The 26,017-nt window shown below is 60.0% G+C and carries 23 protein-coding genes and 1 pseudogene; 15 read left to right on the top strand and 9 right to left on the bottom strand.

What is annotated here, in order from left to right; all coding sequences use genetic code 11:
* Positions 1-40 precede the first annotated feature (40 nt).
* The 3 genes from CF161_RS03955 to CF161_RS03945 are packed head-to-tail and all read right to left on the bottom strand — an operon-like array spanning position 41 to position 1,717.
* The gene (locus tag CF161_RS03955; protein ID WP_020295271.1) at positions 41-631 is read right to left on the bottom strand and encodes an LON peptidase substrate-binding domain-containing protein; all 591 of its coding nucleotides are present in this window, start codon (positions 629-631) and stop codon (positions 41-43) included.
* A 10-nt stretch (positions 632-641) separates the two neighbouring features.
* Positions 642-1,358, bottom strand: a complete 717-nt coding sequence (locus CF161_RS03950; RefSeq protein ID WP_020295270.1) for an LrgB family protein — start codon at positions 1,356-1,358, stop codon at positions 642-644.
* Positions 1,355-1,717 (bottom strand): CidA/LrgA family protein, encoded by a 363-nt coding sequence (locus CF161_RS03945; protein ID WP_020295269.1) that lies wholly within the window; start codon positions 1,715-1,717, stop codon positions 1,355-1,357. The genes CF161_RS03950 and CF161_RS03945 overlap by 4 nt, the downstream gene beginning before the upstream one ends.
* A gap of 179 nt (positions 1,718-1,896) precedes the next feature.
* Between CF161_RS03945 and CF161_RS03940 the strand changes: the two genes are divergently transcribed.
* From CF161_RS03940 to CF161_RS03930, 3 genes are all read left to right on the top strand, one after another.
* Positions 1,897-2,352, top strand: a complete 456-nt coding sequence (locus CF161_RS03940) for a MaoC family dehydratase (RefSeq protein WP_020295268.1) — start codon at positions 1,897-1,899, stop codon at positions 2,350-2,352.
* A gap of 103 nt (positions 2,353-2,455) precedes the next feature.
* Positions 2,456-4,174 carry a C13 family peptidase gene (locus tag CF161_RS03935; RefSeq protein ID WP_020295267.1) on the top strand — a complete coding sequence of 573 codons (1,719 nt, stop codon included), beginning with the start codon at positions 2,456-2,458 and terminating at the stop codon, positions 4,172-4,174.
* Between the two features lie 28 nt (positions 4,175-4,202).
* Positions 4,203-4,844 carry an oxidoreductase gene (locus tag CF161_RS03930; RefSeq protein WP_020295266.1) on the top strand — a complete coding sequence of 214 codons (642 nt, stop codon included), beginning with the start codon at positions 4,203-4,205 and terminating at the stop codon, positions 4,842-4,844.
* 33 nt (positions 4,845-4,877) lie between these two features.
* Here CF161_RS03930 and CF161_RS03925 read toward each other — a convergent pair whose 3' ends face one another.
* The 4 genes from CF161_RS03925 to CF161_RS03910 all read right to left on the bottom strand — a co-directional run bounded on the left by CF161_RS03925 (position 4,878) and on the right by CF161_RS03910 (position 9,198).
* Positions 4,878-5,165 (bottom strand): YceK/YidQ family lipoprotein, encoded by a 288-nt coding sequence (locus tag CF161_RS03925; RefSeq protein ID WP_043228598.1) that lies wholly within the window; start codon positions 5,163-5,165, stop codon positions 4,878-4,880.
* Positions 5,158-5,790: a flavin prenyltransferase UbiX gene (gene ubiX / locus CF161_RS03920; RefSeq protein WP_020295264.1), complete on the bottom strand. Its 633-nt coding sequence runs from the start codon at positions 5,788-5,790 to the stop codon at positions 5,158-5,160. The genes CF161_RS03925 and ubiX overlap by 8 nt, the downstream gene beginning before the upstream one ends.
* Positions 5,787-7,136, bottom strand: a complete 1,350-nt coding sequence (gene mpl, locus CF161_RS03915; protein WP_020295263.1) for a UDP-N-acetylmuramate:L-alanyl-gamma-D-glutamyl-meso-diaminopimelate ligase — start codon at positions 7,134-7,136, stop codon at positions 5,787-5,789. The genes ubiX and mpl overlap by 4 nt, the downstream gene beginning before the upstream one ends.
* Before the next feature lie 142 nt (positions 7,137-7,278).
* The gene (locus tag CF161_RS03910) at positions 7,279-9,198 is read right to left on the bottom strand and encodes a sigma-54-dependent Fis family transcriptional regulator (protein WP_020295262.1); all 1,920 of its coding nucleotides are present in this window, start codon (positions 9,196-9,198) and stop codon (positions 7,279-7,281) included.
* A gap of 349 nt (positions 9,199-9,547) precedes the next feature.
* Here CF161_RS03910 and CF161_RS03905 point away from each other — a divergent pair, with 349 nt between their 5' ends.
* The 12 genes and pseudogenes from CF161_RS03905 (at position 9,548) to CF161_RS03845 (ending at position 23,089) form a co-directional block, all read left to right on the top strand.
* Positions 9,548-11,068: an aldehyde dehydrogenase family protein gene (locus tag CF161_RS03905; protein ID WP_020295261.1), complete on the top strand. Its 1,521-nt coding sequence runs from the start codon at positions 9,548-9,550 to the stop codon at positions 11,066-11,068.
* Between the two features lie 201 nt (positions 11,069-11,269).
* A complete protein-coding gene (eutH, locus tag CF161_RS03900) occupies positions 11,270-12,550 on the top strand; it encodes an ethanolamine utilization protein EutH (RefSeq protein ID WP_020295260.1) in 1,281 nt (426 codons plus the stop codon).
* A 126-nt stretch (positions 12,551-12,676) separates the two neighbouring features.
* A complete protein-coding gene (locus tag CF161_RS03895) occupies positions 12,677-14,071 on the top strand; it encodes an ethanolamine ammonia-lyase subunit EutB (protein WP_020295259.1) in 1,395 nt (464 codons plus the stop codon).
* Between the two features lie 11 nt (positions 14,072-14,082).
* Positions 14,083-14,907, top strand: coding sequence for an ethanolamine ammonia-lyase subunit EutC (eutC, locus tag CF161_RS03890; protein ID WP_020295258.1), 825 nt, complete (start codon positions 14,083-14,085; stop codon positions 14,905-14,907).
* Positions 14,908-15,013: 106 nt separating this feature from the next.
* Positions 15,014-15,469 (top strand): N-acetyltransferase, encoded by a 456-nt coding sequence (locus CF161_RS03885; protein ID WP_020295257.1) that lies wholly within the window; start codon positions 15,014-15,016, stop codon positions 15,467-15,469.
* Positions 15,470-15,707: 238 nt separating this feature from the next.
* The gene (locus CF161_RS03880) at positions 15,708-16,364 is read left to right on the top strand and encodes a DedA family protein (RefSeq protein ID WP_020295256.1); all 657 of its coding nucleotides are present in this window, start codon (positions 15,708-15,710) and stop codon (positions 16,362-16,364) included.
* A 5-nt stretch (positions 16,365-16,369) separates the two neighbouring features.
* Positions 16,370-17,182 carry a zinc-dependent peptidase gene (locus CF161_RS03875; RefSeq protein WP_020295255.1) on the top strand — a complete coding sequence of 271 codons (813 nt, stop codon included), beginning with the start codon at positions 16,370-16,372 and terminating at the stop codon, positions 17,180-17,182.
* Between the two features lie 112 nt (positions 17,183-17,294).
* Complete coding sequence (ppa, locus tag CF161_RS03870; protein WP_003176323.1) at positions 17,295-17,822, top strand: inorganic diphosphatase; 528 nt, start codon at positions 17,295-17,297, stop codon at positions 17,820-17,822.
* A 511-nt stretch (positions 17,823-18,333) separates the two neighbouring features.
* On the top strand, positions 18,334-19,575 hold the full coding sequence (locus CF161_RS03865) for a site-specific integrase (RefSeq protein ID WP_020295254.1): 1,242 nt from the start codon (positions 18,334-18,336) through the stop codon (positions 19,573-19,575).
* Positions 19,576-20,515: 940 nt separating this feature from the next.
* Positions 20,516-21,497, top strand: a pseudogene (locus tag CF161_RS03855) (integrase domain-containing protein).
* Positions 21,494-21,796: a hypothetical protein gene (locus tag CF161_RS32040; protein ID WP_084471648.1), complete on the top strand. Its 303-nt coding sequence runs from the start codon at positions 21,494-21,496 to the stop codon at positions 21,794-21,796. Before CF161_RS03855 ends, CF161_RS32040 begins: the two are co-directional and overlap by 4 nt.
* Positions 21,797-21,926: 130 nt before the next feature.
* Positions 21,927-23,089, top strand: a protein-coding gene (locus CF161_RS03845) for an IS3 family transposase (RefSeq protein ID WP_156882654.1) whose coding sequence is annotated in 2 segments (ribosomal slippage) — positions 21,927-22,182 and positions 22,182-23,089 — 1,164 coding nt in all. Because the reading frame shifts where the segments join, the coding sequence is not laid out codon by codon here.
* Here the strand turns inward: CF161_RS03845 and CF161_RS32035 are convergent.
* Together CF161_RS32035 and CF161_RS03840 are read right to left on the bottom strand one after the other, a co-directional pair.
* On the bottom strand, positions 23,020-23,856 hold the full coding sequence (locus CF161_RS32035; RefSeq protein WP_020295250.1) for an HNH endonuclease: 837 nt from the start codon (positions 23,854-23,856) through the stop codon (positions 23,020-23,022). The two genes, CF161_RS03845 and CF161_RS32035, sit on opposite strands and share 70 nt — an antisense overlap.
* Before the next feature lie 169 nt (positions 23,857-24,025).
* Positions 24,026-26,008 (bottom strand): hypothetical protein, encoded by a 1,983-nt coding sequence (locus CF161_RS03840; RefSeq protein WP_084471646.1) that lies wholly within the window; start codon positions 26,006-26,008, stop codon positions 24,026-24,028.
* Positions 26,009-26,017 lie beyond the last annotated feature (9 nt).

Below are 26,017 nucleotides of genomic sequence, written 5' to 3'. Positions count from 1 at the left end.
AAGGGCCGTCACCCTGACCTTGCACACCACTATTGAGCGGTCAGGCGAACAGCTCGCCCTGCAACTCATCCAGCAGCGCCTGGATCGCATCCAGGCGTTGCTGCGGATCATCCAGTTGCAGCAGGTCCAGCTTGTCCAGCTCTGAAAATGGCAGCAGGTAGGCCAACTGGTTCGCCAGCGACTGCTGACCGGTGGCCTCCGTGCCCATGCTCAAGGCCTCGACCATCGGATGCTCGGCCAGCGCCTTGAGCAAGGCGATCAGGTCGGCGTCCTCATCCTGCAACGGTTGCTCGGGCGCCTCATCGAGCCACTCGACCTGGGCAACCACCAGTTGGTCCTTCTGCACCTCGCTGCCGAGCACGCGAAAACGCCGTCCACCCTTGACCCGAATGCCCAGCAGGCCATTGTCCTGCTGATGAAAATCAGTAATCAAGGCTTCGCAGCCGATCAGCGCATAACCTTCCGGCACGTTGCCGACCTCCTCGCCTTCGAGGATGCAGACCACGCCAAAACCACTGCCCTGTTTCATGCAGCGGCCGATCATGTCCAGGTAGCGCGCCTCGAAAATCTGCAGATCGAGGATGCACTGCGGAAACAGCACGGTATTCAGCGGAAAAAGCGCCAGGCTCATAGAGAAATCCTTAAACCACCAACGATACCGCCAGCGGCAGGAATACCGCCGTGGCCACGCCCATCAGACTCATCGCCAGCGCCGCAAAGGCACCGCACTCTTCGTTTTCCTGCAAAGCCACCGAGGTGCCCACGGCATGCGCCGTCATGCCCAGGGCCATGCCGCGCGCCTCAGGACTATGGACACCCAGGCGATTCAAAATGCTCGGGCCGAAAATGGCCCCGATAACCCCGGTGATCAGCACGAACACCGCCGCCAGGGCCGCCACGCCACCGATCTGCTCGGCCACCAGCATGGCAATCGGTGAAGTCACCGATTTGGGTGCCATGGTCATCAAGATCATGTGTTCGGCGCCAAACCACCAGCCCAGCAATACGCCAAGGCCGGTTGCGACCACGCCACCCACCACCAGCGTAGTAAATATCGGCCAGAACAACTGCCGGATCCGCCGCAGATTCAGATAAAGCGGCACCGCCAGCGCCACCGTGGCCGGGCCCAGCAGAATACTCAGGATTTCGGTGCTCTTACGGTACTCGGCGTACGTCAGGCCACAGCCCAGCAGCACGCCGATGACCAGCAGCATCGACACCAGCACCGGCTGCAGAAAGATCCAGCGGGTTTTCTCGAACGCCGCCAGCACCAGTTGATAAGCCCCCAGGGTAATGCCGATGCCAAACAACGGGTGGTGGATCACGGCCGCCCAGGCGCCTTGCCAGTCGAACGTCATTGCCCTTGCTCCCGCCGCGCCTGACGCTTGACCAGCTTCTGCATCAGCACGCCGACAAAGGCCATGGAAATCACCAGGGACAGCACCAGCGCCCCGACAATCGCCCAGAAATCAGCGGCGATGTCCTTGGCGTAGACCATCACGCCCACGGCCGGCGGCACCAGCAACAGCGGCAGGTAACGCAGCAGGCTGCTGGCCGCGAGGCTCAGGGGCTCCCCGACTTCGCCCCGTGCAATCAGGAAGATCAGCATCAGCAGCAGGCCGACGATAGGCCCCGGCAGTATCGGCAGAAACAGGTGATTGATCGCCGTGCCGAGCAATTGGAACAGCACCAGCCATGTCAGACCGCGTAACAACATCCCCACTCTCCAGCAAAAACGCGTCGCGCATTATAAGCACGCAAGGGCTATGGACCGGCATTCGCCAAAAGCATGGATGGTTGACCCAAGCAATTGGCCATGATGATCTAAAGTGGTTGTCAGGGCACCGCCCCCACCCCGTGAAAAACTATAAAACCGATAAACCAAGGAGAGTCTCAATGCCCTACGTTCCTGTTGCAGAGCTCAAAGATTATGTCGGGAAGGAACTCGGACGTTCCGAATGGCTCACCATCGACCAGGAGCGCATCAACCTGTTTGCCGAGGCGACTGGCGATTTCCAGTTTATCCACGTCGACCCGGTCAAGGCTGCGCAAACCCCCTTTGGCGGCACCATTGCCCATGGTTTCCTGTCGCTGTCACTGATTCCAAAGCTGATGGAAGACATTCTGGTGTTGCCCGAAGGCCTGAAGATGGTGGTCAACTACGGCCTGGACAGCGTGCGCTTCATCCAGCCGGTCAAGGTCAACTCCAAGGTGCGACTCAAGGTTGACCTCACCGAAGTCACCGAGAAGAAACCCGGCCAGTGGTTGCTCAAGGCCACTGCCACCCTGGAAATCGAAGGCCAGGAAAAACCCGCCTATATCGCCGAGCCACTGTCGCTCTGCTTCGTCTGAAACACCGTTGATGCGAAACAGCTCACGCTGTTTCGCACGGCCTCTCTATATATAAGCCACATGGCTGCGGCATACTCGGTCCCCTAATTACCCGGATCCCGCTATGCGCCCACTTGTACCCCTGGTTTTGACCCTGTTGCTCGCCGCCTGCGGAGACGGCGAATCGCTGCTGCCGCCTGACGCCCGGCTGCCCGACGGCGGGCGCTATCGGGGCGACGTGGTCAACGGCCTGCTGCAGGGCCAGGGGCGCATCGACTATCCCAACGGCAGCTGGTACGCGGGGCAATTCGAAAATGGCCAATGGCATGGCAACGGCGAATGGCATGGCAGCAACGGCGAGGTCTATCGCGGCCAGTTCCAGCAAGGCCTGTTCCACGGCCAAGGCAGCTTGACCACCCAGGACAGCAGCTACACCGGCGGTTTCAAGTTTGGTCGCCGCGATGGTGAAGGCACCCTCAAAGAGGGCGGCATGACCTACCGAGGCGAGTTCAAGGCCGACCTATATTCAGGCCTGGGGCGCCTGGAGCTGGAGGACGGCAGCCAATACCAGGGCCAGTTCGCCCACGGCAAGCCCAATGGCGAAGGCCAGCGCAGCGACGCCAGCGGCAATCAGTTCAGCGGCCACTTCGTCAATGGCCAGCTCGAAGGCAACGGCACCTTCAACAGCGCCGAGGGCGACATCTACGTCGGCGGCTTCAAGCAGAACCAGTTGCACGGCAAGGGTCGTTACGAAAACGCGGATGGCGACGTGTGGATCGGCCAGTTCAAAGAAGGCGCCCTGAGCGGCAAAGGTGAACTGATAGGCGTCGACGGCAGCCACTATGTCGGGCAATTCAGCGATTGGCGCTTCAGCGGCAAGGGCCGCCTCAACCTCAGCGACGGCAGCTTTTATATCGGCGGCTTCGACAGCGACAGCTACCAGGGCCACGGAGTGCTGGTATTGCGTGACGGCACCGTGCAAAGCGGCGACTGGATCAACGGCCTGCGCGTGCGCGATGCCAGCGGCAAATTGCTGCCGGACCCACTGGAGCTCGGCTTGCTGGCCCAGGGCCGCCTGCTCGAGCAAGCACTGGCCAACGTTCCCGCCTCGACACCGGCGATAGAGCTGTACAGCCTGACCCTGGCCGGTGACGGCAAGCAAAGCGTGTTCCTGCGCGAAGCCGACTACGTCAGCAACATGCTCGCCAGCCGTTTCGGCGCCTACGGCCAGATCCGCCTGGTCAACCACCGCGACCACCTGGCCGACCGGCCCATGGCCACCCGGGAGAGCCTGCACCGCTCGGCCCAGACCCTGGCCGAACGCAGCGGCCCGGAAGACCTTATTTTCATCTACCTGACCAGCCACGGCACCAGCGCCCACGAACTGGTGCTCGACCAGCCGCGCCTGGAGCTGGCCGACCTGCCGGCCGATGAGCTGGCGACGGCTCTGGCCCCGCTGAAGAACCGCGACAAGATCATCGTGATCTCGGCCTGTTACTCCGGCGGCTTTATCCCGACGCTCAAGGACGAACGCACGCTGATCATGACCGCCTCGCAGGCCGACCGGGTGTCCTTCGGCTGCTCGGAAGAAGCGGATTTCACCTACTTTGGCGACGCGCTGTTCGCCCAGGCGCTGAACCAGACCGATGATCTGGAACAAGCCTTCAAACTGGCCCGGGCCAACGTCGCCGAACGTGAGCAGGCCGATAATTTCGAAGCCTCGGAACCGCAGATCTGGGCGCCCAAGGGGGTCTTGGCGCACTGGCAACAATTGCGAAAACAGCAGGCACGAAAAGCGCTGCAAAGTGTCTCAATCGACAGCAAGGAAGCAAAGAGCAACTAAGCTGAAACAGTATCAAGGGGGAAACACTATGTACTTGACGCCTCAGCATATCCTGCTCGCTGGAGCCACCGGCCTGACTGGCGAACACCTGCTTGATCGCCTGCTCAACGAACCCACCGTGACCCGCGTTCTGGCACCCAGCCGCCGCCCGTTGAGCGAGCATCCGCACCTGGAAAACCCGGTCGGCGACCCGGCTGTATTTTTGCCCCAACTCACTGGCCAGGTCGACATCGCCTTCTGCTGCCTGGGCACCACCATCAAGCAGGCCGGCTCGGAACAGGCGTTTCGTGCCGTGGACCTGGATATGGTGGTGGCCTTTGCCAAGCGCGCGCGGGAAATGGGCGCGCGGCACCTGATCGTGATCAGCGCCGTGGGGGCCGACGCCAAGTCTTCGATCTTCTACAACCGGGTCAAGGGCGAAATGGAGCAGGCGCTCAAAGCCCAGGATTGGCCGCAACTGACCATCTGCCGCCCTTCGCTGCTGCTGGGCGAGCGCCTTGAGCCACGCCTGGCGGAACAACTGGCCGGCCCCTTGTCCAAGCTGATTCCCGGCAAGTACCGCGGTATCGAAGCCTGCCAACTGGCTCGCGCCATGTGGCGCCTGGCCCTGGAAGAACAGGACGGGATTCGGGTGGTCGAGTCCGACGAGTTACGCAAGCTGGGCAAATAAAACCGGGCTGGTGCGGCGCTCCAGCAAGCGCCGCTACAACCCGCCGGTAGCCTGGAACCCCACACCCAACACCGTCAGCACCGACAACGGCAACAGCAGCGTGTCGAGCAGAGCGCTGGCGGGCAGGTCGACACCGGGGTAGCTCGGCGCCTCGGCCCCAAAACGGTCCATGGCGCAACAGCCACCCTGCATCGCGTACAAATCCAGCCGCGTTCCCGAGTACACCACCGGTGCTCCCGGCTGGGCGGCATTGAGGGTGCGCGCGGTGGCACAACCGCCCAGTTGCAGGGCGATCAACGCCAGCAGCAACGCCCTACTCATCACTGCTCAAATGGTGTTCGCCCCAGCGCGGCAGCATGTCCTGAGGGATGTTCAGCAGGTTGAGAATCCGCGCCACCACAAAATCCACCAGGTCATCGATGGTCTGTGGCTGATGATAAAAGCCCGGCGACGCCGGCAGAATGGTCACGCCCATGTTCGACAGCTTGAGCATGTTCTCCAGATGAATACTCGAGTACGGCGCCTCGCGCGGCACCAGAATCAACTGGCGACGCTCCTTGAGCGTCACATCGGCCGCACGCTCGATCAGGTTGTTGCAAGCCCCCGTGGCAATCGCCGACAGGGTTCCGGTCGAACACGGCACCACCACCATCGCCGCCGGCGAGCCGGAGCCCGAGGCCACGGGCGACATCCAGTCTTCCTTGCCATAGACCCGGATCTGCCCCGCCGCCGCACCGGTGTACTCGGTGAGGAAGGCTTGCATCATCTGGGTCTTGGGCGGCAGCGAGACGTCGGTTTCGGTGGCCATGACCAATTGCGCGGCCTTGGAAATCAGAAAGTGCACTTCCCGATCTTCACGGACCAGGCAATCGAGCAGGCGCAAGCCGTACTGGGCGCCCGAGGCACCCGTCATGGCCAGGGTGATGCGTTCCGGACCGTTGTTCATTGCAGGGCCTCAGCCAGTTTGCCGTGCAGGCCGCCAAAACCGCCGTTGCTCATGATCACCACGTGAGTACCGGGTTTGGCCTGGCTCTTCACGCGCTCGATGATGCCTTCCAGCGAGTCGCTGACAATGGCCGGCACCGAGCACAATGCGGCGGTGGCGCCCAGGTCCCAGCCGAGATTGGCGGGGGCGTACCAGATCACCTGGTCGGCCTGGTTGACGCTTTCCGGCAGGCCATCACGGTGGGCACCCAGCTTCATCGAATTGGAGCGCGGCTCGATGATGGCGATCAGCGGAGCATCACCAATGCGTTTGCGCAGGCCGTCCAGGGTGGTGGCGATGGCCGTCGGGTGGTGGGCGAAGTCGTCGTAGATGGTGACGCCCTGTACTTCGGCGACCTTTTCCATGCGCCGCTTGACGCTTTTGAACGCACTCAACCCGTCGATGCCCATGGACGGCACCACGCCCACATGGCGTGCCGCCGCCAGGGTGGCCAAGGCATTGGCGACGTTGTGCTGACCAGTCATGTCCCACTCGACCACGCCTTGAACCACACCTTCGAACAGCACTTCGAAGCGCGAGCCGTCTTCGCTGAGGAGCCTGGCTTGCCATTGGCCACCCGCGCCGGTGGTCTGCACCGGGGTCCAGCAGCCCATGTCGATCACCCGCAGCAAGGCGGGCTCGGTGGTCGGATGGATCACCAGGCCTTCGCTGGGGATGGTGCGCACCAGGTGGTGGAACTGCCGCTCGATGGCCGGCAGATCGGGGAAGATGTCCGCATGATCGAACTCAAGGTTATTGAGGATCGCGGTGCGCGGGCCGTAGTGGACGAACTTGGAGCGTTTGTCGAAGAAGGCGCTGTCGTACTCATCGGCCTCGATCACGAAAAAGGGCGTGTCACCCAAACGTGCCGAAACTGCGAAATTCTGCGGCACGCCGCCGATCAGAAAACCCGGGCTCATGCCCGCGTGCTCCAGCACCCAGGCCAGCATGCTGCTGGTGGTGGTTTTGCCATGGGTGCCAGCGACCGCCAGTACCCAGCGACCTCGCAGTACATGCTCGGCCAGCCATTGCGGGCCGGAGACGTAGGGCAGGCCTTTGTTCAGCACATATTCCACCGCCGGGTTACCGCGGGACATGGCATTGCCGATAACCACCAGGTCCGGCGCCGGGTCGAGCTGCGCCGGGTCGTAACCCTGGGTCAACTCGATGCCCTGGGCCTCGAGCTGGGTGCTCATGGGTGGATAGACGTTGGCATCGGAACCGGTCACACGATGGCCCAGCTCCTTGGCCAGAACCGCCATTGAACCCATGAAAGTGCCGCAAATACCGAGAATATGAATGTGCATAGTCGACCTCGTAAACATCGCGGCAGGTTAGCGTAGAGGGCTGCAATTCGCACTCTTTAGCTGCCGAGCAAATCGAACACCGCCGCTTATGGTCGCCGCTATAGCCGCTTGCCCTCCCCGAGGTATCCCCTGCGGGGTGGTGCTAGCGGGCGATGCCGTGTTTGCGCAGCTTTCTATACAGGGTGTTGCGGCTGATGCCCAATTGCTCCGCAGCGTGGGTCATGTGCCAGCGCTGTTGCTCCAGGACGTTGAGCAGCGCCAGGCGCTCGGCATCGTCCAGCGGGTGCTGCGAAATATCCTCGACCGTGGCCGCCACGGGGTCCGGACGGCGGTGACGGATAACTGCCGGCAGATCTTCGAGGACGATCCGCCCGTCCTCGCAAAGCGCCGCCAGTGTCCGCAGCACATTGCGCAGTTGGCGCACGTTGCCCGGCCAGTGAAAGTCCAGCAACGCCTGGCGCGCCGCCGCATCCAGCAGCACCGCCTGCTCACCGGCCTCTTCAGCCAGGAGAAAGTCCAGCAACTGGGATTTGTCACTGCGCTGGCGCAACGCCGGCAAGCCGATTTCCAGGCCATTGAGGCGGTAGTACAAGTCCTCGCGGAAACTGCCGTTGTGCACCCGCTCCAGCAGGTCGCGGTGGGTGGCGCTGATGATCCGCACATTCACCGCCTGGGGCTCGCCACCAATGGGCACCACCATCCGGTCTTCCAGCACTCTCAACAGTCGGGTCTGCATGGCCAGGGGCATGTCGCCGATCTCATCGAGAAACAGCGTGCCGCCATCGGCCTGTTGCAACTTGCCGCGCATGCCTTCCTTGCGGGCGCCGGTAAAGCTGCCGCCGCGATAGCCGAACAACTCGCTCTCGATCAGGCTTTCCGGAATCGCCGCGCAGTTGAGCGCGACAAAGGCTTTTTCCGCGCGCTGGCTGGCATGGTGCACGGCCTTGGCAAAGGCCTCTTTGCCGGAGCCGGTTTCGCCGTTGACCAGCAAGGGCACATCGCGCTCGAAGACCCTCAGGGCCTTGCGAAAATCGTCCTGCAGCGCCGCATCGCCCAGGCATATGCCTGGCAGCCGCGGGCGTTCGAGCACAGGGGTCGGCATCACCACCGGCTGCGGCACCGTGCGCGGCTGGCCACGCAGCAGGGCAAACAGATTGCGCCCATCACGGCTGCGCAATGGCCAACTGGCGCTGGCATTGACGCTGGCCCGGCTCAGCAACTCATCGAGCGAACAATCGAAGAACGATTCCACCGGTTTCCCCAGCAAACCGCCACGAACATGCCCCAGCAGGTTCAACGCGCTCTGATTCACCGCGCTGATCCGCCCATCGCCGTCGAACGCCAGCAGCCCTTCGCTGAACAGCCCCACTGACTCGGCCTGCAAATGAAAACGCAGCAACCACTGGTTGTCGAAATAACGCAGGAAATAGCAGCTCTCGATCATCTTCGCCGAAAGATTGACCAGGGCCATGGTGTGGAATTGGCTCTGCCGCGAGACATCCTGGCGGGCCGACGATACATCGAGCACCGCCAGCAGTTCGCCGTGAGGGTCGAACACCGGGCTGGCGGAACAGGTCAGGCCCGTGTGACGCCCGCGAAAATGCTCGTCCTGATGGATGGTCAGCGCCTGGCGCTCCACCAGGCAGGTGCCGATGCCGTTGGTGCCTTCGCAGGCTTCGCTCCAGTCAGCGCCCAGCCACAGGCCGGCGCGCTCGAAAATCTTGCGCTCGGTGGGCGCGGTGATGCAGTTGAGGATCACCCCCCGCGCATCGGTCAACAGCACCGCATGGCCGGCACCGGACAATTGCTGATGCAGGCTGGCCATCTCGCTGCCGGCAATCTGCAGCACTTGCTGCAGGCGCTCGCGACTTTCCAGGAGCCGCGCCTGCTCGAGCACGGTCGGCGCCATGGCCTGGGCCGGGTCGAGGTGGTAATCCTCAAGGCAACGCAGCCACGAGCGGGCGATCGACGGGTCGCTGCCCGGGCCCTGCAAGCGGGCCTTGCCCTGGGTGACGGTCAGCACTTGCTGGGCGTGCCGGGTCAGATGATTGCTGCTATGCATTTCTTATTATTCTCCTGCTGCGCTGTCACGCTCAGACGGAACCACCTTTAACCGCTGCCGCGAGATGGCTGAAAACCCGTGATTTTCACGAGCAAACCAGCATCCTCCTGCGGCGGATTCATTGCAATGCCGGCTCGACCGATCAGTCACAGGTTGTGCCATACAGGTTACAAACTGTCACTCCGGGCTGTGCCATATCTGTCACAGCTGGCCACAAGGTGCCTGTCGAAACAGCACAAAACCCTTGATTCTGTGGCCTTTCAACACGCTGGCCCGACCTTTGCTCTAGGCTTAACAAGCGCAACAGCGCGTCCTCCCCTATAAGCACAAAAGCCAGGAGATACCCACCATGCGTTACGCACACCCCGGTACTGAAGGCGCTATCGTTTCGTTCAAGGCCAAGTACGGCAACTACATCGGCGGTGAGTTTGTCGCGCCGGTCGATGGCAACTACTTCACCAATACTTCGCCCGTCAACGGCAAGGCCATCGCCGAATTCCCGCGTTCCACCGCCAAAGACATCGACAAGGCCCTGGACGCTGCCCACGCTGCCGCCGACGCCTGGGGCAAGACCTCGGCCCAGGACCGCTCCCTGGTCCTGCTGAAAATCGCCGACCGCATCGAACAGAACCTCGAACTGCTGGCCATCACCGAAACCTGGGACAACGGCAAGGCCGTGCGTGAAACCCTCAACGCCGACATCCCATTGGCCGCCGATCACTTCCGCTACTTCGCGGGCTGCATTCGCGCCCAGGAAGGCACCAGCGCCGAAATCAACGAGCACACCGCCGCCTACCACTTCCATGAACCCCTGGGCGTGGTCGGGCAGATCATCCCGTGGAACTTCCCGCTGCTGATGGCCGCCTGGAAACTCGCCCCGGCCCTGGCCGCTGGCAACTGCGTGGTGCTCAAGCCCGCCGAGCAAACCCCGCTGGGCATCAGTGTGCTGATGGAGCTGATCGGCGACCTGCTGCCGCCGGGCGTGCTCAACGTGGTGCACGGTTTCGGCAAGGAAGCGGGCGAAGCCCTGGCCACCAGCAAGCGCATCGCCAAAATCGCCTTCACCGGCTCCACTCCGGTGGGCTCGCACATCATGAAATGCGCGGCCGAGAACATCATTCCGTCCACCGTGGAGCTGGGCGGCAAATCGCCGAACATCTTCTTCGCCGACATCATGAAGGCCGAGCCGCAGTTCATTGAAAAGGCCGCTGAAGGCCTGGTGCTGGCGTTCTTCAACCAGGGCGAAGTCTGCACCTGCCCATCCCGGGCCCTGGTGGAAGAGTCGATCTACGACGACTTCATGAAAGTGGTGATGAAGAAGGTCGAGCAGATCAAGCGCGGCGACCCGCTGGACACCGACACCATGGTCGGCGCCCAAGCCTCCGAGCAACAGTTCGACAAAATCCTTTCCTACCTGGAAATCGCCAAGCAGGAAGGCGCGCAACTGCTCACCGGCGGCAAGGTGGAAAAACTCACCGGCGACCTGGCAACCGGCTATTACATCCAGCCGACCCTGCTCAAGGGCACCAACGATATGCGCGTGTTCCAGGAAGAAATCTTCGGCCCGGTGGTGAGCATCACTACCTTCAAGGACGAAGCCGAAGCCCTGGCGATTGCCAACGACACCGAGTTCGGCCTCGGCGCCGGTCTCTGGACCCGCGACATCAACCGCGCCTACCGCATGGGCCGGGCGATCAAGGCCGGTCGCGTCTGGACCAACTGCTACCACCTGTATCCGGCGCACGCCGCGTTCGGCGGTTACAAGAAGTCCGGTGTCGGCCGTGAAACCCACAAGATGATGCTCGATCACTACCAGCAGACCAAAAACCTGCTGGTGAGCTACGACATCAACCCGCTGGGCTTCTTCTGATCCACGCCCCCGGCGACCCAGGTCGCCGGGGGTTGCGGCCCGCCCGGGCCTGAAGCGCCCCTCCATCCGCCATCCATTTCGGCGTCCACGACTGGCCGAGAAGGATGCTGCTGTCAAAAATTCCCGATTGGCCTCGCATCGGGCTGTCGTGCTGAAAGTCCACGCGGCTTTTAAAGAACAATAAGAACAAGGAACAACCTAATGGATCAGATCGGCAACTACGTGCTCTACCTCATCATGTTCTGCGCCGTGCTCGGGGCATTCGCCGCGATTTACGACAGCGAACGAGGGCTGGGCAAAGAATTCATGGAGGGCATCCACGCCACCGGGTACATCTTCGTACCGGCCGCCGGGATCATGGCCTCCATCCCCTACCTCACGGTGGTGATCGAAAGCGTTTTCGGTCCGTTCTTCAACTCCCTGGGCGCCGACCCGGCGCTGGCGGCGACCATGATCATCGCCTCGGACATGGGCGGCTATCAGTTGGCTTCGGCCCTGGCGGCCAGCAAGGAAGCGCTGGTGATGGCCCTGATCACCGGTTTCATGGGCGGTGCCACCATCGTCTTCTCGATTCCCATGGGCCTGGCGATGCTCGACAAGCGCGACCATAAATACATGGCGCTGGGGATCATGTCCGGGATCCTGACCATCCCCATCGGCGTACTGATCGCCAGCGTGATCCTGGCGTTCAGCAACCCGCTGGTGCGCGACCTGGTAACCACCAATGGCGAGGCCGGCTACCAACTGGCCCTGGGCATGGGCAGTATTTTTGCCAACCTGCTGCCGATCCTGATCTTCGTCGTGGCCCTGGCCGTCGGCCTGCGCTTTTTGCCGGACATGATGATCAAGGGCTTCATCATTTTCGGCCGGGCCATGGACGCGGCGATCAAGCTGGTGCTGGTGTTCTCCATCGTCGAATACTTCACCGGGGTGTTCTCGCTGGTATTCGGCGGCTGGGGCTTCCACCCGATCATCGCCGACGCCGAGGACCAGACCCGCGCCCTGGAAACCGCCGGCTACATCGGCATCATGCTGGCCGGCGCCTTCCCCATGGTCTACCTGCTGCGCAAATACCTGGGCAAACCCCTGGAGAACCTCGGCAGCAAGGTGGGCCTGAGCGCCGTCGGCAGTGCCGGCATGCTGGCGACCATCGCCAATATCCTGGCCATGTTCCGCCTGGTGCGCTTTATGCCGCCCAAAGACAAAGTGATCAACATCGCCTTTGGCGTCTGCGCGGCCTTTCTGCTGGGCGACCACCTGTCGTTCACCGCCAACTTCCAACCGACCATCATCCTTGCGGTGCTGATCGGCAAAATCAGCGCCGGATTCATCGCCGTGGGCCTGGCTTACTGGTTATCGGTGCCCAAGGCCCTGGAGCTGGAAGCCCAGGACCGCGCCGCCGGGATCATCGCCGAAGGCGAATACCTGGGCGACGCCGAGCCCGAGGCCCCGCTGCCTGCCGGACACAAGGCCACGGCCTGAGGCCGGCGCGAAACATCGGCTTGCACGTGCACCGGCAAGCGCCTGGAACAGCGGTCGAAAAAGGTGGCATTCTGACGACTGCCACCCCCACGACAACGCACCTTCATCGTTGAAACGGAGACAGAGATGGCCAGTTTTTCCCATACCGTCGGCCCCCAGACCTATCGCTTCGATAGCCTCAAGGAGGTCATGGCCAAGGCCAGCCCGGCGCGTTCCGGAGACTTCCTGGCCGGGGTCGCGGCCCTGAACGACGGCGAACGGGTCGCCGCGCAGATGACCCTGGCGGACATCCCCTTGAAACACTTCCTGCAGGAAGTGCTGATCCCCTACGAGTCCGATGAAGTCACCCGGCTGATCATCGACACCCACGACCAACAGGCCTTCGCCACGGTCAGCCACCTGACCGTGGGTGGTTTTCGCGACTGGCTGCTCAGCGATGCCGCCGACGAAACCAGCCTGCGCGCCCTGGCCCCAGGCCTGACCCCGGAAATGGCCGCCGCGGTGTCGAAGATCATGCGCGTGCAGGACCTGGTTCTGGTGGCGCAGAAGATCCGTGTGGTCACGCGCTTTCGCAACACCGTGGGCCTGCGCGGGCGGATGTCGACCCGCCTGCAGCCCAACCACCCCACCGACGAACCGGCGGGCATCGCCGCCAGCGTGCTCGACGGCCTGCTGTACGGCAACGGCGACGCCATGATCGGCATTAACCCGGCCACCGACAGCATCGCCTCGATCTGCGCCATGCTGGAAATGCTCGACGCCATCATCCAGCGTTATGAAATCCCGACCCAGGCCTGCGTCCTGACCCACGTCACCACCTCCATCGAGGCGATCAACCGGGGCGTGCCGCTGGACCTGGTGTTCCAGTCGATTGCCGGCACCGAGGCAGCCAACGCCAGTTTCGGCATCAACCTCAATGTGTTGCAGGAAGGCTACGACGCCGGCTTGAGCCTGAACCGCGGCACCCTGGGGCAAAACCTGATGTATTTCGAAACCGGCCAGGGCAGCGCCCTGTCGGCCAACGCGCACTTCGGCATCGACCAGCAGACCTGCGAAACCCGCGCCTATGCCGTGGCCCGGCATTTCAAGCCGTTTCTGGTCAACACCGTGGTTGGCTTTATCGGGCCGGAATACCTGTACAACGGCAAGCAGATCATCCGCGCCGGCCTTGAGGATCACTTCTGCGGCAAGCTGCTGGGCGTGCCCATGGGCTGCGACATCTGCTACACCAACCACGCCGAAGCCGACCAGGACGACATGGACACCCTGCTGACCCTGCTGGGCGTGGCCGGGATCAACTTCATCATGGGCATCCCCGGTTCCGACGACATCATGCTCAATTACCAGACCACCTCCTTCCACGACGCGCTCTACGCCCGGCAGACCCTGGGCCTGAAGCCGGCCCCGGAGTTCGAGCAATGGCTGGCGCGCACCGGAATCTTCACCCAAGCCGATGGCAAGGTGCATTTCGGCAATAACCTGCCACCGGCCTTCCGCCAGGCGCTGGCGCAATTGGGATAAGCGAGACACTTATGGACAAGCACCCCACCGACAGCCAGAACCCCTGGCTGGAACTGCGCCGCCTGACCCCGGCCCGCATCGCCCTGGGCCGCACCGGCACCAGCCTGCCGACCGGCGCGCAACTGGACTTCCAGTACGCCCACGCCCAGGCCCGGGATGCCGTGCACCTGCCCTTCGACCACGCCGGGCTCAGCAGCCAGTTGGCCGAGCGCGGGCGTGACAGCCTGTTGCTGCACAGCGCCGCCGTCGATCGCCACAGCTACCTGCAACGCCCCGACCTGGGGCGGCGCCTGAGTGATGAATCGGCACACACCCTGCGCGATTACGCCAGCGCCCACCCCGGCGGGGTCGACCTGGCAGTGGTGGTGGCCGATGGGCTTTCGGCGCTGGCGGTGCATCGCCATACCTTGCCGTTCCTGGCGCGGATGGAAGAGCAGACCAACGCCGAAGGCTGGTCGCTGTCGCCGGTGATCCTGGTGGAACAGGGCCGGGTCGCGGTAGCCGATGAGATCGGCCAACTGCTGGGCGCCAAAATGGTGGTGATCCTGATCGGCGAGCGCCCGGGCCTGAGTTCACCGGACAGCCTGGGGCTGTATTTCACCTACCAGCCCAAGGTCGGGCTGACCGACGCCTACCGCAACTGCATCTCCAACGTGCGCCTGGAGGGCCTGAGCTACGGCATGGCCGCCCACCGCCTGCTGTACCTGATGCGCGAGGCGTGCCGGCGGCAGTTGTCGGGGGTCAACCTCAAGGATGAAGCCCAGGTGCAAACCCTGGAGTCGGACACACCGGAGAACATGAAGGGCAACTTCCTGTTGAGCCCACCCGACGCGTGATTTTCAAGACGATTGCGCTTTTTTTCAGCTTTAGGCAGCATCCGAACACGGCTGCCCCGAGTAATGAACCGTTTGCCGTCATATCCACTTGCTGTTGAGGCCTACCATGCGGATTACTCAAGCAACCCTGGAACACCTGGACCTGTTGACGCCGTTGTTCGTCAAATACCGCGAATTCTACGGCGCGCTGCCTTACCCGGACTCGTCCCGGGCATTTCTGGAAAAACGCCTGCGCCGCAAGGAATCGGTGATTTACCTGGCGCTGTCCGATGACGACAACAAACTGCTCGGCTTCTGTCAGCTGTACCCCAGCTTCTCGTCCCTGTCCCTCAAGCGTGTATGGATCCTCAACGACATCTACGTCGCTGAAGACGCCCGGCGCCAACTGGTGGCCGACAACCTGATCCGCACCGCGAAAAAAATGGCCAAGGAAACCCACGCCGTGCGCATGCGCGTCTCCACCAGCAGCGATAACGAAGTGGCGCAGAAAACCTACGAGTCCATCGGCTTTCGCGAAGACACCGAGTTCAAGAACTACGTATTGCCCATCAGCGATGATTGATCCGCTCGACAGCGGCCTTCGGGCCGCTGTGGCATTTCCCGAATTTCCCGCCTCTGCCCGCCGCCAGACGATGCCTGGCCCTCGAAACGCCCCGCTACAATCTCAACGCGCATTTCACAGTTCACACTTTATAATGCTGACCTTTTCGGCAAGTAAGAAACGTCTGCCCTCGCTGTAAGACCTTACCCCGAGTCATTGCACAGGTCCGCCGAGCCGGGCCGTCACCACAGGTGCCTCCATGGATTTCAACCCGATCGACCTCATCCTGCACCTCGACGTCTACCTCGACTTGCTGGTGACCAATTACGGCCCATGGATCTACGCCATTCTGTTTCTGGTGATCTTCTGCGAAACCGGCCTGGTGGTCATGCCATTCCTGCCGGGTGATTCCCTGCTGTTTATTGCCGGCGCCGTGGCCGCGGGTGGCGGCATGGACCCGGTGCTGCTGGGCGGCCTGCTGATGCTGGCGGCGATCCTCGGCGACAGCACCAACTATGTCATCGGCCGAACAGCCGGCGAACGCCTGTTCAACAACCCGAACTCGAAGATCTTCCGCCGCGATTACCTGCAAAAGACCCACGATTTCTACGACAAGCATGGCGGCAAGACCGTGACCCTGGCGCGCTTCCTGCCGATCATCCGCACCTTTGCGCCGTTCGTCGCCGGTGTGGCGCGGATGCCTTACCCGCGCTTCTTCGGCTTCAGCGTGGCCGGTACCATCCTCTGGGTAGGCGGCCTGGTCACCCTGGGTTACTTCTTCGGTAACGTGCCCTTCATCAAGAAAAACCTGTCGTTGCTGGTGGTGGGCATCATTCTCCTGTCCCTGGTCCCGATGATCATCGGCGTGGCCCGCAGCCGCTTTGGCCGCTCGACGTCAAACGCCGAGCCGCGCTGACCGGCATGTGGTCCCTCAGCGCCTGGCGCCGCAAGCGTATCCTGGCCAAGCACCCGATTGCCGACGACACCTGGCAGCGGGTGCGCCAGCACTTGCCCTTCCTTGATGGCATCACCCCGGCCGAAGACCAGTGGCTGCGTGAAGCCAGCGTGCTGTTTCTCGATGAAAAACACCTGACCGCCCTCCCCGGCGTCGAACTGCACCAGGAACAGCGCCTGCTGCTGGCGGCCCAGGCCCAACTGCCACTGCTGCACCTGGGCGACCTCAACTGGTACCAGGGCTTCCATGAAATCGTCCTTTACCCCGACGACTTCCTCAGCCCCCAGCGCCATCGCGATGCCAGTGGTGTCGAGCACGAGTGGGACGGCGAACACAGTGGCGAAGCCTGGCAACAAGGGCCGATCATCCTGGCCTGGCCCGGAGTCCTGGCCAGCGGCGGCTGGGAAGCCTACAACCTGGTGATCCACGAACTGGCGCACAAGCTGGACATGCTCAACGGCGACGCCAACGGCCTGCCGCCGCTGCACAGCGATATGCGGGTCAGCGACTGGGCGCAGGTGATGCAAGAAGCCTACGACGACCTGGATCGCCAACTCGAGCAGAACCCGGACGCCGAAACCGCCATCGACCCCTACGCCGCGGAAAACCCGGCCGAGTTTTTTGCCGTCACCAGCGAATACTTCTTCAGCGCCCCGGATCTGCTCAACGAGGCCTATCCGAAAGTCTATGAACAGTTGCAGCTGTTTTACCGGCAGAATCCGCTCGCCAGGCTGCGGCAACTTCAGGCCGAAGATCCGGTCTATCAGCCACACGACTAAGGGTTGTACGACCCTTGGTACGTGGCATCGATAGCGGAGTGTGTCTATAATCGCCGCCACTTTTTGGTCAATCCGGCCAAGTCATTTGGTCATCTAACGGGGGCACCGCCCAATGAGCTACAGCAAGATTCCGGCTGGCAAAGACCTGCCGAACGACATCTACGTCGCGATCGAGATTCCGGCTAACCACGCGCCGATCAAGTACGAAATCGACAAAGACAGCGACTGCCTGTTCGTTGACCGTTTCATGGCGACCCCGATGTTCTACCCAGCCAACTACGGCTTTATCCCCAACACCCTGGCCGACGACGGTGACCCCCTCGACGTGCTGGTCGTGACCCCGTACCCAGTGACCCCAGGCTCGGTCATCCGCGCTCGTCCAGTGGGCATCCTGAACATGACCGACGACGGCGGCGGCGACGCTAAAGTCATCGCCGTGCCACACGACAAGCTGTCCCAGCTGTACGTCGACGTGAAGGAATACACCGACCTGCCGCCACTGCTGCTGGAACAGATCAAGCACTTCTTCGAGAACTACAAAGACCTCGAAAAAGGCAAATGGGTGAAGATCGACGGTTGGGGCAACGCAGACGCAGCCCGTGCCGAGATCATGAAGTCGGTTGCAGCCTATAAAGGCTGAGAAGCAGCGGTAAGCTTCCAGTCGTAAGCTGCAAGGAAAAGCCCCGGTGATTCGGGGCTTTTTTGTGCATGCCGGAAACCCGGTGCCTGGGGCAGGTAAAATTCCGTTGCACTATTTTGGCTCTCAAGGCCTCTGGCTGGCCCTTCGCGCTGGGAATTTGCGGCAAATATGCGTATGCTGCGCCCCACATTTGCGCATCGGCCCTTCCGCGGTCAGATCGCACGACGAAGCGGATGATTTTCTCGCCCAGTCCCACAGCCAGACGCAAGAGCTGGGTGTACGTTTTGAAGGCTGGTGCGGTTTACCAAAAATGAACCAAGCCAGTCCCCGAGAAGCCGGCCACAAGCCGGCTTTTTAATGCCTTTTTGAAAGCCAGCCTCATCTACTGAAAACCGCGATAGCCTTGCTAGATCAAGGGTTTCAGCCTACTTTTGTTCCTGTGACTTCCGTTTTTAACCACCCTCTTCCACGGCAAAGTGGGGGAACCGGTGGGGGAACTGAGGGTAGAAAAATGGGCAAGCTGACCGCGAAACAAGTCGAAAATTTGACCGAACCAGGAACCTATGAAGACGGCGATGGATTACGCATGGTCATCAAGGACTCAGGTCGAAAATTTTGGGTGCTGCGCTTCCAGCTACACGGCAAACGGCGAGAGATGGGGTTGGGTGGCTATCCTCAACTCGACCTGAAAAAAGCCCGCGCAGCCGCGTATGAACATAAAGTCCAGATCCTCAACGGCACAGATCCCCTAGCAAAACGACAGGCTGAACAAGCCGCTCAGCGTGAAGCTGAACGCCGAGAAATGGCACAGCTGATTACCTTCGAGAAACTGGCCGCCGACTACCGAGATGCCCATGGCTTGAGCTGGTCGGAGAAATGGCGCAAGGGCTGGCTGAGAAAACTCGAGCTCTATGCCTTCCCTACAATAGGGAAGCTATCAGCTGACCAGATCGAGACCAAACATCTGATCAAGGCCCTCCAGCCACTATGGTCAACCAAAACGCGGACGGCTGACGAAGTACGTGGGCAAATCGAACAGATACTCGATGCCGCCAGAGCCCGAGGCCTCAGGACCGGAGAGAATCCAGCACGCTGGCGCGGCCACCTGGAAAACCTGCTAAGCCGGCATGAGAAGAAGAAAGCACGAAAACGCATCCACCATCCGGCACTACAGTGGCAGGATCTTCCCAAGCTGATGCAGGCCTTGAGCAAGGATCCGAGTCACGTCTCAGTGGCGGCTCAGCTGCTGATTCTGACCGGAGCAAGAACGCATATGGTGAGGTTTGCGCGCTGGGATGAGTTTGATCTGGACTCAGGCCGCTGGTCCTTGCCCGACGAACGCATGAAGACGCGACAAGCCTTCGCGATCCCGCTAGCGCCGGAAGTGGTCTCCCTTTTGAAAGGCCTTCCGAAAATCGACACCAAGAGCCCTTACGTTTTCCCCGGTCACGGCCGAAGCGGCGTGATGCACGCTAATGGCATTCGCAATCTGCTACATGCACTGGGTTATGAGCACATCACTCGTCACGGCTTCCGCTCAACCTTCCGGGACTGGGCAGGTGAAATGACGCCTTTCCCAAGAGATATTTGCGAGCTCGCGCTGGCCCATGACGAGCGCGGAGAAACGGAAAGCGCATACTCTCGATCAGATTTTTTTGATAAGCGACGGGAGCTGATGAACGCATGGGCCATCTACGCTACATCCACACCTGAACGCGCTGATGAGACTCATCGCGAAACCTCGGGAGATTGATGAGGCCGCAACCACGCAACCAACATCGGTGTAAGGCCACAAGGTCTCTGGTTATCGACTTTCAAGCCGGGTCCATCCAAACAGGGCTGCAAAGCCGCCCTGCTTGGATGGACCTCATTTAAAAAATCTAAAGCCCACGCAAACTGTCTGTGGAAAACCATAGATTTCCACCAGTGGATAATTTCATCCACAGCCGCAGAAAGCCCGAAAATTCGAACCTTGACCCGAATTATCCACTGGCGTAGAAAAGATCGGGCAAAGCGCTGTCGTTGACAGCAACCCAGGTAGCCAGAACCTTTAAGGCTACGCCACACCGTGGTAGTTCTCCCAAAGTGCGATTAGCGTCCGGCGGCTCGCACGGTCACAGCGATGTGATGGATGCCTACTTTTACCAGTGTGCCCACTGCGGCAACTTCCTCCCTTTCATAGCTGCCCTGCAGCAACCTATCCGCTTGGCCATTTCCTTGCGCCAACCTGCGCCCGTCTCTTTCTCCCGGAAAGAGACGGGCGCTCCTACCGCTGCTGCAGCCCAACTCGTACAAGGCTTTGCGGCATTCCCCCCTCGTGACAATCGGCGTGACAAACACCGAAGTCACCAGCAACAGCGATGCAGATGATGGTGCCGCAGCCCACGGAATGGACTGCATCTGACTGACAGTCAGGCATGCCCCGGTCATCGCTTCACTGCCTTCACCCGACTCATGATCTCGCGGCGCCGGTCTCGTCAGCCAGTGCAGCCTCCACCCGCCCACTTCCTCGGAAGTGCTCAGGAGGCCAGATCATGAGATGCCCAAGCTCCCGGTCGTAAGGAGTCGTCAGTCCCGCGTTAGTGGACAAACCTCACAGGTCGCAGGGGCCTTGATCCCTGATAACACTCAGCATTCTTGGCGGGATGACGTGGGGAAAGTTTCAAAGGTTTGGCTTAGAGAGGAGTTTGATCATGGCATTGGTAGGCAGACGGGATGGGCGGAATTTTGGCTATGGCAGGCAACTGAGCTATGCCGGACCGCAAGCGCTGCGCGACCTGTTTGGCGGCGGGCATTACGGCACGGTCAAGGCTCACAGTGATCGGTGGCAGGCATTTGTGCGCTGGTGTCGGTCGGAGGATGGGCCGGGTTTTAACGACGCGCGACAAATTGATCGGCAGACCTTGCTGGACTACGCGATACATCTGCGTCAGCACGTTGAACAAGGCGCTATCGGCATCGCCACCGCGCAAAACCGGTTGTCTAGTGTGAATCGGACCATGGCGGCGCTTCGCGGTGATCAGTATGTGACGGTCGTGAGTCCGAGCAAGTCATTGGGAATGCAACGCTCCACCACTCGCACAACAGCGGCCCAAGGTCAGGATCGTGCACAAATAAAGCGGATCGTCGATGCACTTTGCGAACGCCAACTCGCGCGCGCGGCGGCCATTGCACAGTTGGCCCCGCACCACCGGCATGCGCTTGCGCGAAGCCATACTGGCCAACATGCCGCGTCTCAAACGTGAAGCCGAACACTACGGCAAGATCAACATCCAGGATGGCACCAAAGGTGGCCGCGGCGGTGCAACAGCACCTCGTTGGATCATGGTGGATGACCATATTCGCGAAGCGCTCGGATATGCCGAACAGGTCTTACCACATGGCAGCCGCAACCTGCTGGCACCAAACGAGAGCTACCTCAATTTCCAGCAACGCGTCGTACGCCCCGCCCGAGATATCCTCCATACGCACTACCTCAAAGGCTTCCACGAACTACGCGCAGCGTATGCGTGCGAACGCTATGAGCAGATCACCAATCACCCAGCGCCCATCAACGGTGGCAGTTGCAGGCGGCTCGATCCACGCCTTGATCGAGAGGCACGCTTACAAATCAGCTATGAGCTGGGACACGGTCGAATTGACGTGACGTCTGCCTACATCGGTAGTCGAAAGTGAGCAAGCCATTCGATATGGAGGTTTTTCTGGCAGGGGTGCTGAGCGGGTCGCATCCCACACGCGAGCGTCACCTTCGCCAGGCAAAGACCATTCAAGAGGCGATTTTTAATCGCTGGCACCGAGATAACCCATGGAACTGGCAGCGAAAGCATCTCGCCTGGTTTCTAAATCAACATCTGAACCAGCACGCGGAGTCGACGCGTTATTACTATCTGCTGACAGTGCAGTTAATTACTATTCGCCTAGGCAAGCCCTGGCTATTCAAAGTGCAAGGCGAAGGTCGAGATTTTTTGCTTTGATCTGATTACGACTCATAATTTTCGAACACACTACTGTAATTAGACCTCTCCTCCTTCGCCGCGAGATGTAGTGGTCTAATGAAACCGGACACCCATTTAGGCGAGAATGCTCGCCAGATCGAGGTGTCAGATGACCAAACAACGCCGTTCCTTTTCTGCTGAATTCAAGCGCGAGGCTGCCGACCTCGTACTCAAGCAAAACTACAGCTACATCGAAGCCAGCCGTTCACTCGGCGTCGGCGAGTCAGCCCTGCGCCGCTGGGTTGATCAGGTTCAGCAGGAACGCCAAGGCGTCACTCCGCAGAGCAAAGCATTGACCCCGGAACAGCAGAAAATTCAGGAGTTAGAAGCCCGGATTGCCCGCCTTGAACGGGAAAAATCGATATTAAAAAAGGCTACCGCGCTCTTGATGTCGGAAGATCACGAGCGTACGCGCTGATCAATCAGCTGAGCGTCCATGAGCCGGTTGATTGGCTGTGCAAGGTGTTTGAAGTCACCCGTTCGTGCTACTACGCCCAGCGCCTTCGGCACCGCACGCCAGATGTCGAACGGCTTCGGTTGCGCAGTCGGGTGAGCGAGTTGTTCACGCAAAGTCGTAGTGCTGCGGGCAGCCGCAGCATCCTGTCGCTGATGCGTGACGACGGTGAGCAGCTCGGTCGATTCAAAGTGCGCAGCCTGATGCGCGAGCTTGATTTAGTCAGTAAACAACCCGGATCACATGCCTACAAAAGAGCGACGGTAGAACGACTCGATATCCCAAATACCTTGAACCGCGAGTTCGATGTTCCGGCCCCCAACCAGGTGTGGTGCGGCGACATCACCTACATCTGGGCCCAGGGGAAATGGCATTACCTGGCTGTCGTGCTGGATCTTTGCACGCGACGGGTGGTGGGCTGGGCATTGTCAGAAAAGCCGGACGCCGATCTGGTTATCAAGGCGCTGGATATGGCTTATGAGCAACGAGGAAGGCCTCAGGGCCTGCTGTTTCACTCGGATCAAGGGTCGCAGTATGCGAGTCGTTTATTTCGCCAGCGGCTGTGGCGTTATCGAATGCGCCAGAGCATGAGTCGCCGGGGAAATTGTTGGGACAACGCGCCAATGGAGCGCGTATTCCGCAGCTTGAAAACGGAATGGATACCGACCACGGATTACCGAACGGCTCAAGAAGCCCAGCGCGACATCAGTCAATTCTTGATGCATCGCTACAACTGGATTCGACCCCATCAAATCAACGGTGGGCTGGCGCGAGCTCGGGCCGAAGAAAAACTTAACGTCGTGTCCGGGATTAGTTGACCACTACAAGACTCATAAATCGAGCGATGGAAGCACAAGTACTTCCTATGTTCCGCAGCCAACCAGCGCAGCCGCATCCCGGGATGAATGCCTATCTGTTGTAGATCCACCGCAAGAAGTCGAGAAGAAACCAGCAGAACACCCTGATCATCGAAGCTGATCAGAAATCGATCGAATAAGGCGTCCAGATTAGCGGTAAGCAGAAAGCCGTTAAAAACATCTAGCCGCTCAGCATCGGATAGACATTCCGCCCAGGGTTTGGCGTGACTGGCACGTAGCACCTCAGGCAGTGCAACACCCGTCACGGCACATGAGCTCCCCCAATACTCAAGCAATGCCTCACGGAATTTTTGCTGGCCCACACGTAGACGCACCAAACGCTCAATTTCGGTACCCGCCAAACCATTAGGCAGAGCCGACAACGCCTCGACAACAGCCTTACCGTAGCCAATTGCAGCTTGGCTAGGCAGTGCACTGGATAAACTAGCAATTCGACGCAGCAAAGCCGCCAATGCTGCTTCGTCGGCTACCCTAAATCCGCCTCCGGCCTGATGTTCTGCTGGAAAGCTGCGTATCAACTCAGGAAGCAAAGAAACCATGTCAGACTTGAAGTAGATGTCAAAACCACTGCCCACGACCGCTACTGTGGCACAGGTTGGATGTCGAGCCGACGCAAGGGTGACGCTACCCACCTCAACAATAAGTGTGTGCTCAAAACCATTGTCCGTGCCGCTTTTTTCTATTAAGGCTCGCTGAAGAGAATTCATCGAAGCCTCATCTGTGCTTGCTTATGCTGGTCGAACAGGCAACAGAGCTGCGCACGATTTCGGGATTTTCCAGGCAACGTCATGGCAAAAAATCCCTGTATCGAGAAAATGCGACAATTAAGCCGTAACCGACAAACTTGGCTGAACCATTGAGAGAAATCCGCTGCTTTCATATCGCTTCAGAAAATCGACGTTTGAAAAGCATGCCATCGTCAAAACTCGGATCGAGTACCAGACACACCTGCTCGCTACTGATCAGCTCCGCTGGCGGAGGTGTGGTAGTGGTCACTATGTACTGAAACGGAATGTTTGCGTCGACCTCAAAAGCTTTCTGCAGACGATCAGTTAATAGTAAGAACCCCTCATACAACCCGGCGCTCATATCCGCTTCGCGTGGACAATCGTGAATGACCAAACCAGGAAACGCATTACCATCCCCTGCGCTTTCCATAAGGCACGCGATATCGCCCAATAGAACCTCCAACACACGGTAGGCTTCACCGCCTCGCATCGATATACGGAAGGGTCGGTTTTCATCGCGAGGATCGAATGCGCCGAACGCATCATTGGAAAGCAGTTCTCTCGTAAAACGATCCATGATGCTGGCTATACGCTTTTCTCGGGTTGATAAATCTTTCTGTACTATCGCCAACCGAGTTCGGATGCTACTTATATCGCGCCCGATGCCGTCAGACTTGGCACAGGACTGATCAATAGCAGCTTGGGAAACTGACGAGCCTGCCGACGTCTCCCAACGATTCATCTCAACAAGCAGTTCCTCTCCACGACGTGCTTCATGAGACGTTTTATCCCGCACTTCACGAATTTTATTGCGTTTACCAACCAAATCAGCTTCGGCCACCTCCAGACTCTGAAGTTTTACTTCGAGCTGTTTCTTACGCTGAAGTACAACTACCGCCCGTGATGCAGACTCTTCCATGGCACGACTCAAGGCTTTCTTATCACGCTCATCTCTTAGATTAGCTACCTGCAAACGCGCAACTTCTGCTTGGATGTGCTGGCATTTCGAAAACGGAATATTTCCCTCTTGACAGTCCCCTGCAAGTTGAGTGAGCCTCAGTAACTTCATGCCAATTGTTTTATAGGCATCCTCATCTCCCACCCTTGCTGCCTCAACATGGTCATACTCCAAATACGCCCTGTTGAGCTGAGTCTGTAGTTCCGTTACTTCTGCACGCAGCTTTGCTAGATTTTGTTCGGCCTCCTCTTGGCGTTCATTCCAGTCCTGCAATGCAGATTCTGTCTTATCTGCAGCGTTACGCACTTCCTTTACCACTGAGTTAGCAAACAAATCCTCAGCGTGCATCGGTAAGCTATCCGGTAGATTCCGCCAAGCACGTAGGTCCGACTCAATGCGCCGGCGGATCAATACTGGCTCAAGCAACAACGCGGCCGTTTGCTTCTTCGCAAGCTCCAGGTCCGCTTCCAACTCAGCCAAGCGACTCATGAGGCTTGATTCCGCTTGATCCAGCAAACCCAACACTGCACGCATGATAATGGGTGGATCCTGGCGACTGCGCTGCAAACCCGTGCCCTCGCCCTCGCGCCAAGAGAAAAAAGACTTAAAGCGCGAGCCTTGGTCGCGGCTGACCCAAGCCAAAAGGTGGCGCCACTCAATAGCCTGATCTGTTTCCGGGATGGCGCGGGGCGTGACCTTAGCCATCATGGTGTCTGAAAGGTGCTGTATGAATGAGCGGTCTGTATCGCCGGTTTCCTCGCCCCATAGAGCATTGATGTCGTCACCTTCCAGAGCAATACCTTCCTTGTAGGTATTGAAATGGCGGAACAGGGTGAATACTTGGCCCTCTACATGCAGAACGGCCGCGACACCACCCTGCGGGAACTCACCGAACAACTCCTCACGCACCTCACTGACGGCCTTGGCTGTATCTCCCAGACACAAACGCAATAATAGGCATAACGAGGTCTTGCCAACTCCATGGCCTGCTGCACGTACTCCAGAGGCGCTACCAGCCACCGGTTCCTTAGCCCAGACAATATTCAGGCCACGCTTAAAAGTAACGGTGCGAAGAACGTGTTCAGGACCCGTTTCACTAAAGAGGGTCAGACGCTCGAACCATAAACGCGGACTGTGCCTGACTTCCGACAATTGCTGGATCAATTCCTGCACCGTTTCGCT

Source organism: Pseudomonas sp. CF161, assembly GCF_000416215.1.
GTDB lineage: Bacteria > Pseudomonadota > Gammaproteobacteria > Pseudomonadales > Pseudomonadaceae > Aquipseudomonas.
This window is presented reverse-complemented; position numbering and strand designations above follow the sequence as displayed.

What these genes read in the sequence shown, in the direction of transcription:
- CF161_RS03905 (WP_020295261.1), top strand. Translation starts at nt 9,548, where the DNA reads ATGCGTTACGCACACCCCGGTACTGAAGGCGCTATCGTTTCGTTCAAG.
- eutC (WP_020295258.1), top strand. Translation starts at nt 14,083, where the DNA reads ATGGACAAGCACCCCACCGACAGCCAGAACCCCTGGCTGGAACTGCGC.
- CF161_RS03935 (WP_020295267.1), top strand. Translation starts at nt 2,456, where the DNA reads ATGCGCCCACTTGTACCCCTGGTTTTGACCCTGTTGCTCGCCGCCTGC.
- mpl (WP_020295263.1), bottom strand. Translation starts at nt 7,136, where the DNA reads ATGCACATTCATATTCTCGGTATTTGCGGCACTTTCATGGGTTCAATG.
- eutH (WP_020295260.1), top strand. Translation starts at nt 11,270, where the DNA reads ATGGATCAGATCGGCAACTACGTGCTCTACCTCATCATGTTCTGCGCC.
- CF161_RS03895 (WP_020295259.1), top strand. Translation starts at nt 12,677, where the DNA reads ATGGCCAGTTTTTCCCATACCGTCGGCCCCCAGACCTATCGCTTCGAT.
- CF161_RS03880 (WP_020295256.1), top strand. Translation starts at nt 15,708, where the DNA reads ATGGATTTCAACCCGATCGACCTCATCCTGCACCTCGACGTCTACCTC.
- ppa (WP_003176323.1), top strand. Translation starts at nt 17,295, where the DNA reads ATGAGCTACAGCAAGATTCCGGCTGGCAAAGACCTGCCGAACGACATC.
- CF161_RS03950 (WP_020295270.1), bottom strand. Translation starts at nt 1,358, where the DNA reads ATGACGTTCGACTGGCAAGGCGCCTGGGCGGCCGTGATCCACCACCCG.
- CF161_RS03945 (WP_020295269.1), bottom strand. Translation starts at nt 1,717, where the DNA reads ATGTTGTTACGCGGTCTGACATGGCTGGTGCTGTTCCAATTGCTCGGC.
- CF161_RS03875 (WP_020295255.1), top strand. Translation starts at nt 16,370, where the DNA reads ATGTGGTCCCTCAGCGCCTGGCGCCGCAAGCGTATCCTGGCCAAGCAC.
- CF161_RS03955 (WP_020295271.1), bottom strand. Translation starts at nt 631, where the DNA reads ATGAGCCTGGCGCTTTTTCCGCTGAATACCGTGCTGTTTCCGCAGTGC.
- CF161_RS32035 (WP_020295250.1), bottom strand. Translation starts at nt 23,856, where the DNA reads ATGAATTCTCTTCAGCGAGCCTTAATAGAAAAAAGCGGCACGGACAAT.
- CF161_RS03885 (WP_020295257.1), top strand. Translation starts at nt 15,014, where the DNA reads ATGCGGATTACTCAAGCAACCCTGGAACACCTGGACCTGTTGACGCCG.
- CF161_RS03910 (WP_020295262.1), bottom strand. Translation starts at nt 9,198, where the DNA reads ATGCATAGCAGCAATCATCTGACCCGGCACGCCCAGCAAGTGCTGACC.
- ubiX (WP_020295264.1), bottom strand. Translation starts at nt 5,790, where the DNA reads ATGAACAACGGTCCGGAACGCATCACCCTGGCCATGACGGGTGCCTCG.
- CF161_RS03940 (WP_020295268.1), top strand. Translation starts at nt 1,897, where the DNA reads ATGCCCTACGTTCCTGTTGCAGAGCTCAAAGATTATGTCGGGAAGGAA.
- CF161_RS03930 (WP_020295266.1), top strand. Translation starts at nt 4,203, where the DNA reads ATGTACTTGACGCCTCAGCATATCCTGCTCGCTGGAGCCACCGGCCTG.
- CF161_RS03925 (WP_043228598.1), bottom strand. Translation starts at nt 5,165, where the DNA reads ATGAGTAGGGCGTTGCTGCTGGCGTTGATCGCCCTGCAACTGGGCGGT.
- CF161_RS03865 (WP_020295254.1), top strand. Translation starts at nt 18,334, where the DNA reads ATGGGCAAGCTGACCGCGAAACAAGTCGAAAATTTGACCGAACCAGGA.